Origin of the sequence: Cupriavidus sp. IK-TO18 (assembly GCF_015549295.1) — a bacterium.
Taxonomy (GTDB): domain Bacteria; phylum Pseudomonadota; class Gammaproteobacteria; order Burkholderiales; family Burkholderiaceae; genus Cupriavidus; species Cupriavidus oxalaticus_A.
Genome location: NZ_JADGMP010000030.1, coordinates 300,552 through 311,027 on the forward strand (window position 1 = coordinate 300,552; position 10,476 = coordinate 311,027).

8 protein-coding genes are annotated in these 10,476 nt (G+C 68.5%); 3 read left to right on the forward strand and 5 right to left on the reverse strand.

The features are described from left to right. The 3 genes from waaF to IPF36_RS24020 form a co-directional block, all read right to left on the reverse strand. Positions 1-1,023: a lipopolysaccharide heptosyltransferase II gene (gene waaF, locus IPF36_RS24010; RefSeq protein WP_133093809.1), complete on the reverse strand. Its 1,023-nt coding sequence runs from the start codon at positions 1,021-1,023 to the stop codon at positions 1-3. 112 nt (positions 1,024-1,135) lie between these two features. After that, positions 1,136-1,330, reverse strand: coding sequence for a zinc-finger domain-containing protein (locus tag IPF36_RS24015; RefSeq protein ID WP_010812205.1), 195 nt, complete (start codon positions 1,328-1,330; stop codon positions 1,136-1,138). Positions 1,331-1,425: 95 nt separating this feature from the next. After that, positions 1,426-2,346, reverse strand: coding sequence for a branched-chain amino acid transaminase (locus tag IPF36_RS24020; RefSeq protein WP_135704539.1), 921 nt, complete (start codon positions 2,344-2,346; stop codon positions 1,426-1,428). A gap of 192 nt (positions 2,347-2,538) precedes the next feature. Here IPF36_RS24020 and IPF36_RS24025 point away from each other — a divergent pair, with 192 nt between their 5' ends. Further along, complete coding sequence (locus IPF36_RS24025; RefSeq protein ID WP_368671187.1) at positions 2,539-5,538, forward strand: DEAD/DEAH box helicase; 3,000 nt, start codon at positions 2,539-2,541, stop codon at positions 5,536-5,538. 162 nt (positions 5,539-5,700) lie between these two features. Beyond that, positions 5,701-6,720, forward strand: coding sequence for a tripartite tricarboxylate transporter substrate binding protein (locus tag IPF36_RS24030; RefSeq protein WP_133094212.1), 1,020 nt, complete (start codon positions 5,701-5,703; stop codon positions 6,718-6,720). A gap of 137 nt (positions 6,721-6,857) precedes the next feature. Here the strand turns inward: IPF36_RS24030 and IPF36_RS24035 are convergent, their stop codons facing one another. Beyond that, positions 6,858-7,994 carry a helix-turn-helix transcriptional regulator gene (locus tag IPF36_RS24035; protein WP_133093813.1) on the reverse strand — a complete coding sequence of 379 codons (1,137 nt, stop codon included), beginning with the start codon at positions 7,992-7,994 and terminating at the stop codon, positions 6,858-6,860. Between the two features lie 104 nt (positions 7,995-8,098). Continuing rightward, complete coding sequence (locus IPF36_RS24040) at positions 8,099-9,205, reverse strand: helix-turn-helix transcriptional regulator (protein WP_133093814.1); 1,107 nt, start codon at positions 9,203-9,205, stop codon at positions 8,099-8,101. Positions 9,206-9,575: 370 nt separating this feature from the next. Here IPF36_RS24040 and IPF36_RS24045 point away from each other — a divergent pair. Further along, the coding region (locus IPF36_RS24045) for a phosphoglycerate kinase (RefSeq protein WP_195430681.1) at positions 9,576-10,476 on the forward strand (901 nt) is incomplete at its 3' end.

Sequence of the window (10,476 nt, forward strand, 5' to 3'; positions counted from 1 at the left end):
TCAGGGCCGGTGCAGCAGCTTGCGCAGCTCAACAAAGACCATTTCGGGTTCGATCTCTTTCAGGCAACGCAGGTGGCCCAGCGGGCACTCGCGCTTGAAGCACGGGCTGCACTCGAGCTGCAGCCACATGATACTCGCAGCCTGTGACAGCGGCGGCGTGTGGCGCGGATCGCTCGAGCCATAGACCGCCACCTGCGGCCGGTTCAGCGCCGCGGTCACGTGCATCAGGCCGGAATCGTTGCAGACCGCGGCCTCGGACAGCGCCAGCAGGTCGACGGCATCATCCAGCGAGGTCTGGCCGCACAGGTTGCGCACGAACGGTGCGTCCTTGACGATCTCGGCGGCGATCTCGGCGTCCTTGGCCGAGCCCAGCGTGATCATCTGCGCGTACGGGTAGGAGCGCCGCAGCATCTGCGCCAGTTTGGCGAAGTGGCCGGCCGGCCAGCGCTTGGCGGGGCCGTACTCGGCGCCCGGGCAGAACGCGATCACGCGCGTGTGCGGGGCGATGCCGAAGCGCTCGGCGGTGGCCGCCACGCGCGCCGGATCGACGCGCAGGCGCGGCTCGGAGAGGTTCTCGGGCAAGCGCGCGCCGGGCTTGAGCGCGAGCCGGGCATAGTGCTCGACCATCGGCGGACGGTGGTCGCGCGGCGGGTTGGCATGGCGCACGTTGAGCATGCCGAAGCGCGCTTCGCCACGGTAGCCGATGCGCAGCGGAATGCCGGCCAGCCACGGGATCAGCGCCGACTTGAGCGAATTCGGCAGCACGTAGGCGAGGTCGTAGCCTTCGTTCTTGAGCTGCTGCGCGAACATCAGCCGCGCCGACAGCTGCAGCTTGCCGTGCGCCAGGTCGGACGGGAACACGCGGCCGATCTCGGGCATGCGCGCGAGCACGGGCGCTACCCACTTGGGCGCGAGGGCGTCGATGACCAGGCGCGGATGGCGCGCCTTGAGCAGCGCGAACAGCGGCTGCGCCATCAGGGCGTCGCCGATCCAGTTGGGGGCGATGACGAGGGCTTTCTTCATGGGCGGGGCGCGGAGGGCCGGTTCGCCGGCGCAATCGCCGGGAACAGCAACGCCCCGGAGCACCAACTGGCGGCCCGGAGCGTCAGGGTCGTGCGAAAACCGGCGGCTCGGATCAGTGGTGGCCCTTCAGCACGGTGCCCGGCTTGAGCTTGTAGACGGTACCGCAGTACGGGCACTTGGCTTCGCCGGTGTCGGCCACGTCCAGGAACACGCGCGGGTGGTAGTTCCAGGCCGGGGTGTTGGCGGTGGGGCAGTGCAGCGGAATGTCTTCGGCGCCGATTTCGATGATGGTGGCGGTTTGCGTCATGGTGTTGCGGGGATTGAGGCTTGTTGTTCGTCAAAACAAGGCGTGCCCCGCGCGCACGGCGGCGGGTGCGGGGCACGAGGGCTGGCGGCCGGTGCTCAGACCAGCGTCAGCCACTTCCTGTACTTTTCGTTGGTGCCGCCCACGGCGGCAAAGAACGCGTCCTGGATCTGCTTGGTGACCGGGCCGCGGCGGCCTTCGCCGATGATGCGGTCGTCCAGCTCGCGGATCGGCGTGACTTCGGCGGCGGTGCCGGTGAAGAAGGCTTCGTCGGCGCAGTACATCTCGTCGCGGGTGATGCGCTTCTCGCGCACCTCGATGCCCAGGTCGCGCGCGATGGTGAGCGTGGCGTCGCGCGTGATGCCGTCCAGGCACGAGGCCAGGTCCGGGGTGTAGATCACGCCGTTGCGCACGATAAAGACGTTCTCGCCCGAGCCTTCGCTGACGTAGCCCTCGGTGTCGAGCAGCAGCGCTTCGTCATAGCCCAGGCCGGTCGCTTCCTGGTTGGCGAGGATCGAGTTGATGTAGTAGCCGCTGGCCTTGGCGCGCACCAGCGACACGTTGACGTGGTGGCGGGTGAACGACGAAGTCTTCACGCGGATGCCGCGCTCCATGCCTTCCTCGCCCAGGTAGGCACCCCACGGCCACGCCGCGATCGCCACGTGGATGGTGTTGCCCTTGGCCGACACGCCCAGCTTTTCCGAGCCGATCCACACGATCGGGCGGATGTAGCAGGATTCCAGGTTGTTGGCGCGCACCACTTCGCGCGTGGCGGCTTCCAGGGTGGCCTCGTCGAACGGCATGGCCATCTGGAAGATCTTGGCGGAATTGAACAGGCGGCGGGTGTGCTCTTTCAGGCGGAAGATGGCGGTGCCTTCGGGCGTCTTGTAGGCACGCACGCCCTCGAACACGCCCATGCCGTAGTGCAGCGTATGCGTCAGCACGTGGATCTTGGCGTCGCGCCATTCGATCAGCTTGCCGTCCATCCAAATCTTGCCGTCGCGATCCGCCATCGACATGTCTGTTCTCCCAGCGCCGTGAAAGTAGCAAAAACGACATTGTAAGCCCGGGGGGCATGGGTGCCAACGCGAGTGGCGGGGGGAGAGCGTACGAAACCAGCGCCGCGGCGGACTAGAATCCTCATTTCCGTGCGTTTGCCGGCTCGACGGTTGCATCGTCAGGGCCTGCTTCCGACGCCAGTCCATTTCGTCGTGCCTTTGACCACACATTCCGACCCGCATGCCGAACCCGGCCAGCCTGGCTGGGAGCAGGCGCTGGAAGCGCTGCGCGCCCTCGCCAGCGCCGAACCCGTCGCCGCCGGCGAGAGCGGCCGCCGCCTGCTGTGGGCGCTGACGCTGGAGCCGGACGGCGCGGTGGCCACCATCGAGCCGTTGGAGCAAGTGCGCGGCGCGCGTGGCTGGGGCAAGCCCAGGCCGGTGCCGCTGGCGCGCGTGGCCGAGGACGACCGGCTCGAGCCGTGGGACGCGCGCGTCGCGTGCGCGATCCGGCGCGATGCCTCGCACAACCGGCGCTATGTGCTGGACCGCGCCGCCGCCGCCATGGCGCTGGTCGGCCACCCGGCCGTGGTGCTCGCCCACGCGCCGGCGCAGACACTGGAGGTGGTCGAGGACGCGCCCGCGCTGGAGGCCGTGCACAGCGCTGGTCGCTTCGTGCTGCGCCTCTATCCGCCGCTGCGCGAGGCGCCGGCGATGGAGGCCCTGCTGCCCGCCGCGGCGCGCCAGGAGGCCGAGGCGCTGCGCCAGGTCACGGTGCTGCGCGACGGGCCGCACCGGCTCAAGGTGCTGCGCTTCACCCCGGCGCAGTTCGACGCCGCGCGGCTGATCGGCGACGGGCTGGCGATCCCGGAGGATGGCCAGGCCCAGCTCGATCGCACGCTGCGCGCGCTGGCCGGCCATTTCCAGGTCCACGCCGACCAGGCTGCCGGCTCGCGCACGGTCGAGGCCGAAGCGCGGCTGCGCGCGGAGGTTGCGCCGATCGGCGGCGTGGCCGGGCGCGGTATCACGATGCGGCTGGTGGTCACGCCGCTGGGCCAGCTCGGGCCCCGGCTCGCGCCGGGCGCGGGCAGGGAACGCCTGATGGCCGCGGTGCGCGGCGAGACGCTGGTCACGCAGCGCGATCTCGATGCCGAACTGGCCAGCGTGGCCGAGGTCTTCGCCGCGCTGCCGGTGCTGGTCACGCAGTCGCCGCCGGGCGGTGAATATACCTGGACGCTGGACGATCCCGAAGACGCGCTGACCGTGCTGGAGGCGCTGCCCGGCCTGCCCGCGGTGCAGGCTGTGGAATGGCCGCGCGGCAAGGAAATCCGCATCGTGCCCGCCGACCTGCCGCAGCTCGGCGTCCACATCGAAAGCCGTGGCGCCTGGTACCGGCTGGCCGGCGAGCTGCGCGTGGCCGAGGGGCTGGTGCTGGAGCTGGGCAAGCTGATCGACTGGACCGGCAGCCACGCCGGCCGCTTCGTGCCGATGGGGCAGGGTGTCTTCGTGGCGCTGACCCGCGCGCTGCGCGGCCAGTTGCGCGACCTGGCGTCGGTGGCCGAACGCATTGCCGACGGCATCCGCGTGCCGCAGATGGCCACGCCGTGGCTGGACGACGTGCTGGCCGGCGCGGGCATCGATCCCGACGCCCACTTCCGCCAGCGCATCGCCCGCCTGCGCGCGGCGCGCGACACGCCAACCACCGTGCCCGCCACGCTGGCGGCGGAGCTGCGCCCCTACCAGGAAGCCGGCTACCGCTGGGCCATGACGCTGGCCGCCTCGGGGCTGGGCGCCTGCCTGGCCGACGACATGGGCCTGGGCAAGACCGTGCAGGCGCTGGCGGTGCTGGTGGCGCGCGCGGCCGGCGGCGCCGCGCTGGTGATCGTGCCCACCTCGGTGTGCGGCAACTGGGCCGCCGAAGCGCGACGCTTCGCGCCGACCCTGAATGTCCAGGTCTATGGAGAGGGTGCAGAGAATGCGCGCGATACGCTGCTGGCTCAGGCAGGCCCACATGACCTGGTGATCGTCTCGTACACGCTGCTGCAGCAGGCGCGCCAGGATTTCTGCGCGCGCGACTGGCATACCGTGGTCGCTGACGAAGCGCAGGCATTCAAGAACGCCGTCACGCGGCGCGCGCAGTCGATGTTCGAGCTGCAGGCGGATTTCCGTATGGCATTGACCGGCACGCCGGTGGAAAACCGGTTGGCCGAGCTGTGGTCGGTGATGCGCTTCTGCAACCCGGGTTTGCTGGGCTCGCTGGCCCGTTTCAACGAACATTTTGCCAATCCGATCGAGCGCGGCGGCGTGCGCGAGGCCCGCCAGCGCCTGCGCCGCATGATCGCGCCCTTCGTGCTGCGCCGGACCAAGGCCCAGGTGCTCGACGAACTGCCGCCGCGCACGGAGCTGGTGATCCGCGTCGAGCCCGACGCGGTCGAAGCCGCGCACTACGAAGCGCTGCGCCGGCAAGCGCAGACCCAGGCCGAAGCCGCGCTGGCGCGCGTGGAGGCGGTGCGCAAGGCCACGCAAGGCGCGCCTGCAGGGGCAAAGGCGCGCGCCCTCGCGCAGGCGCAGCAGCAATCGCAAGCGCGCATCCATGTGCTGGCGCAGATCATGCGCCTGCGCCGCGCCGCGTGCGACCCGCGCCTGGCCACGCCGGAAATCGGCAGCCAGCTGCGGGAGGGGGAAGAGGGCGCCAAGCTGCGCGCCTTCGTCGCTCTGGCGAGCGAACTGGCCGCCAGCGGCCACAAGACGCTGGTGTTCAGCCAGTTCGTCGATTTCCTGCAGCTGCTGCGCCAGGGCCTGGAGCGCGCCGGGCTCGCGCTGCAGTACCTGGACGGCGCCACGCCGGCGGCCGAGCGCACGCGCCGCGTGGCCGCCTTCCAGGCGGGCGAGGGCGATGTCTTCCTGATCAGCCTGAAGGCAGGCGGCTTCGGCCTGAACCTGACCGCGGCCGACTACGTGATCATCGCCGACCCATGGTGGAACCCCGCCGCCGAGGACCAGGCCATGGGCCGCGCGCACCGCATCGGCCAGCAGCGCCCCGTGACGGTGTACCGGCTGATCAACGCCGGCACCATCGAGGAGCGCATCGTCGACCTGCACCGCGACAAGCGCGCGCTGGCCGACGGCTTGCTGGAGGCGGATGACGAAAGCACTGCGGGAACCGGTGCGCCATTGCCGGATATCGACGACCTGGTGGGCCTGCTGCGCCGCTGAGCGTCACGCCGCGCCCACCATATACTTCCAGGGCATACCTTCAAGCGAACTGGTTCGTTTGGTTTTGGCAGGATCCTTGCTATCTTGTGGCGCTGCCCGGGGCCCAGACCCCGGCAGCCCTCTTGTGCTGACTTTACTGACGGTGCCCCCATGCCCACCCCCATGCCCATCTCGTTCCGCCTGCCGCGCTTGTCCTTCCGTTCCGCTTTCCGCCTGGCCGCAGGCATGGCCGCCCTGTGCGCCGCCGCTGCCGTGAGCGCGCCCGCCCAGGCCCAGGGCGAGTGGCCGACGCAGCCGGTGACCATCCTGATGGGTTTCACCGCCGGCTCCGGCGTCGACATGGTGGGCCGCGCGCTGCAGGAATCGCTGCAGAAGTCGCTCAAGACCACGATCATCTATGACTACCGGCCGGGCGCCGGCGGCAACGTTGCCTCCGAGGTGGTGGCGCACGCCAAGCCGGACGGCTATACGCTGCTGCTTGGCACCGCGGCGACGCACGGCATCAACCCGGCGCTGTACAAGAACCTGCCATTCGACGCCGAAGCCGATTTCACGCCGGTGGCGCCGCTGGTCGAAGTGTCCAACGTGCTGACCGTCAACCCGGCCGTGATCGACGTGAAGACGGTGAAGGAATTCATCGAGAAGGTGAAGGCCAATCCAGGCAAGTACAACTATGCCTCGACCGGCAACGGCACCGGCACGCACCTGGCTTTCGCCGAATTCAATGCCCGCGCGGGCCTGGACATGACCCACGTACCGTACAAGGGCGGCCCCGATGCGCTGCAGGCCGTGCTCAAGGGCGAGGTCTGCTGCATCTTCAACCAGGTGCAGAGCGTGCTGCCGCAATACCGCGCCGGCAAGGTGCGGCTGCTGGGCGTGACCACCAGCAAGCGCGTGCCGGTGATTCCGGACGTGCCGACCATTGCCGAGAGCGGCGTCGCTGGCTACAACAGCACCATCTGGTTCGGCTTCTTCGGTCCCAAGGGGCTGGATCCGAAGATCGCACGCAAGCTCAACGACGCGGTCAAGGTTGCGCTGGAAACCCCATCGATCCGGCAGAAGCTGGTCGATGCCGGCAATACGCCGCGGATCGAGTCGGTGGAGCAGTTCAAGGCGACCGTCAAGGCCGACCGGCAGAAGTGGGCGGGGGTGGTGAAGACGGTGGGGGCTTCGATCGACTGAGGTTGCGACTGAGGTTGCGACTGAGGTTGCATAAGGGGCTTCACTTCGTTGAGGCTCCGGCCCCCACCCCCGCCCCTCTCCCGCAGGCGGGAGAGGGGAGCAAACAGGCGGCCGGTGACAGGTTTGCGGCCTAACCCCTAAGCCCTGACGCCCAACCTCGTCAGCAAATGCGCCAACTGGGCCTGCGTCCCAGTGGCAGTCTTGTTGAAAATCGCCTTCAACTGCGTCCTGCCGGTCTCCCGCCGGATCCCGATCTGCTCGCAAGCCTCGGGCAGCCCCATCCCGGTCGACAGCTGCAGCGCCAAGCGCGTTTCCGCCGGCGTCAGCCCGTACAAGTCCCGCAGCACGGCCGGCAATGTCATCGGCGCGACTCCCGGTTCATGGATCGCCACCAGCACGCTGGGCCGCTGCCAGTCCATCGACAGCTGATGCGCCGGCGGCAAGGGCAACAAGATAATCTGCGCCTGCCGCCCGCCGTTGTCCACCGCCCGCAGCGCCTGCGCCGGCTGCGGATTGCCCGGATCGCACGCGGCCTTCAATGCTTCGGCAAACGGCCGCGACAGCCGCCATTCTTCGGCCCGGCCGCTTGCCGCCGAAATCGCCGCCGACACCGCCGCCGACACCGCCGGCAGCAGCCGCCGCACCCACGCCTCTCCCGTACTGTTGGCAAGCAGCGTCTTGCCATCGTCCCGCAACACGATCACCCCAAACGGCAGCCGTTCCAGCAACTGGCTCGACGCATGCGCCAGCGCCGACACCTGGTGCGTGCGGTCGCGCAGCGCCATGGCGTGGCGCACATGCGGAATCGCCCAGTCGAGCGCGCGCGCGTCCTCGGGCGAATACTGGTTGCCGCCCAGCGGCCGCTGCAGCGACAGGAACACTTCATAGTGCGGCTTGCGCTCGATCAGGCAGGCCATCACCGACGATTGCTCGAACTGGTGCAGGAAGTCGCCATAGAAAGGCGAGTGTCGCATCGCCTGCGCACCCAGTTCGCGCGAATCGATATACCAGCTGCCCACCGACATGCGCTGGGCGAAGGGCAGGGCCGGATCGATGGTTTCGTAGTATTCGCTGTAGGCGGCCACCGCTTCGGGCACGGGATTGACCACCTGGTTCACCAGCACGCGTTCGTGGACGGTATCGCGCACCAGCAGCAGCGCATGCGAGCTGTCGCTGGCCTGGCAAAGCGCACCCAGGCTGCGGCGCCAGGCATCGGCGTCGAAGATCCCCTCGTACAGCGCGCGGATGGTTTCATGCATCGGCGTGTCGCTCATGGTTTTTCTTCTTTCTTCTTTTTCGTACTTTTGGTACTTCCTTCGCGCGGCTGTGCCAGGGCTGCCGGTGTGTTGCCGGCCGGCGTACCGCGCGAGGGTGGAATTCAGGCCCCTTCCAGTGCCGCGCCCAGCCGCGAAAGCAGGTGGGTGAGCTGGGCCTGGCTGTTGGTGCCGGTCTTGTTGAAGACGGCCTTGAGCTGCGTGCGCGCCGTTTCATGGCGGATGTTCAGCTGCTGGCTGGCTTCGGGCAGGCCCTGGCCGCCGGCGAGCCGGGTCGCCAGCCGCGTTTCCGCCGGCGTCAGGCCGTACAGGTCGCGCAGCACCGGAGCCAGCAACAGCGGCGCGTTGTCATGCTCGTGCACCACCACCAGCGCCGCGGGCTCCTGCCACTGCGCGGCAAAGGCGTGCGAGGGCGGCAGCGGCAGCACGATCACCTGCGCGCTGGCGCCGTTGCCGTCGGTGGCGCGCGCGGCCTGGGCGGCCACCGCGCGCTGCGGATCGCAAGCCGCGGCCAGCATTTCGCCGAACGGGCGTGACAGGGTCCAGTCAGAGACCTTGCCCGCCGGGTCCAGGCGCCGCACCCAGCGTTCGCCGGCGCGGTTGCCCAGCAGCACCTGGCGCTGCGGCGAAAACACCAGCAGCGCGAAGTTGAGCCGCTCCACCAGCTGCGACGACAGCCGCGCCAGCACCGTCAGGCCCAGCGTGCGGTCGCGCATGGCCATGGCGCTGCGCATATGCGGGATGATCCAGTCCATGCCGCGGGTGTCGTCGGTCGAGAACAGCGGCTGCGTGCGTCCGCGCTGCATCGAGAAATAGACTTCGTAGTGCGGCTGGCGCGCGACCAGGCATGCCACGTACGAGCGCAGGTCATAGCGGTGAAAGAAATCGCGGTAGAACGGGTGGCGCGCCATGGCGCCTTCGCCCAGCTCGCGCGCGTCGACGTACCACGCGCCGGGCTGCAGCCGCGGTGCGAACTGCTTGGCCGGGTCGATGGTCTGGAAATCCGATTCGTACTCGGTGAACAACTCCACCACCGGATTGACAATTTCATTGACGGTGACCTGGTCGCGTACCGTGTCCCAGACCATCATCGAGGCGTGCGCCGATCCGGCCATATCGGTCAGGGTGCGCAGGCTCTGCTGCCACGCACCGGGATCGAGAATGCCCTCGTACAAGCCACGGATCGCTCCGTGCATGTCGGCTTCTTTCATCTGATTACCCCCTGCATTCGCGACAAGACAATGCGCGGCGCCGGCTGTGCGCCCACGCGCACGCCGGCCTGCCTTTTTGTTATCCGCCTGGTGTTGTCCTGGCCGTTTTGCTGGACCGGCTCTGGTGTCAGTGCGTGTCTGTTTAAGCAGACGTTGCATACATTACCGCACTCGGGGGATCAGGGGGACATTCCCCGGCCCCTTCTTTCGTGGGGAGGCAGGGAATCGGTCAGCCCGGCAAGGAACCGTATTGTGCGTGCTGGCGCACATTGCAAAACCATTGCGACCCGGAATCGCCAAAGCGTCGACCGCGATCAGGTAAAATCCCGTTTTCCCGATTTTTCAGCGAAATCTCGCGCCTTTCACCGTCATGACCACTGTCCTGCGTCTTTCCGATCTGATTTCCCAAGGCAAAATCTCCGGCAAGCGGGTGTTTATCCGCGCCGACCTGAACGTGCCGCAGGACGACGCCGGCAATATCACCGAGGACACCCGCATCCGCGCCTCGGTGCCCGCGATCGAGGCCTGCCTGGCCGCCGGCGCAGCGGTGATGGTCACCTCCCACCTGGGCCGCCCGACCGAAGGCGAGTTCAAGCCGGAAGACTCGCTGGCGCCGATCGCCACGCGCCTGTCCGAGCTGCTGGGCAAGCCGGTCAAGCTGGTGCAGAACTGGGTCGACGGCGTCGAGGTCGCGCCCGGCCAGGTGGTGCTGCTGGAAAACTGCCGCGTGAACAAGGGCGAGAAGAAGAACAGCGACGAGCTGGCCCAGAAGATGGCCAAGCTCTGTGACGTATATGTAAACGACGCCTTCGGCACCGCGCACCGCGCCGAGGCCACCACCCATGGCATCGCCAGGTATGCCCCGATCGCCTGTGCCGGCCCGCTGCTGGCCGCCGAGATCGACGCGCTGGGCAAGGCGCTGGGCCAGCCGGCGCGTCCGCTGGTGGCGATCGTGGCCGGCTCCAAGGTTTCGACCAAGCTGACCATCCTGAAGTCGCTGGCCGACAAGGTCGACAACCTGGTCGTCGGCGGCGGCATCGCCAACACCTTCATGCTGGCCGCCGGCCTGAAGATCGGCAAGTCGCTGGCCGAAGCCGACCTGGTCGGCGATGCCAGGGCCATCATCGATATCATGGCCAGGCGCGGCGCCTCGGTGCCCATTCCCGTCGACGTGGTCTGCGCCAAGGAATTCAGCGCGACCGCCGCGGCCACCGTCAAGGATGTGAAGGATGTGGCCGACGACGACATGATCCTGGACATCGGCCCCCAAA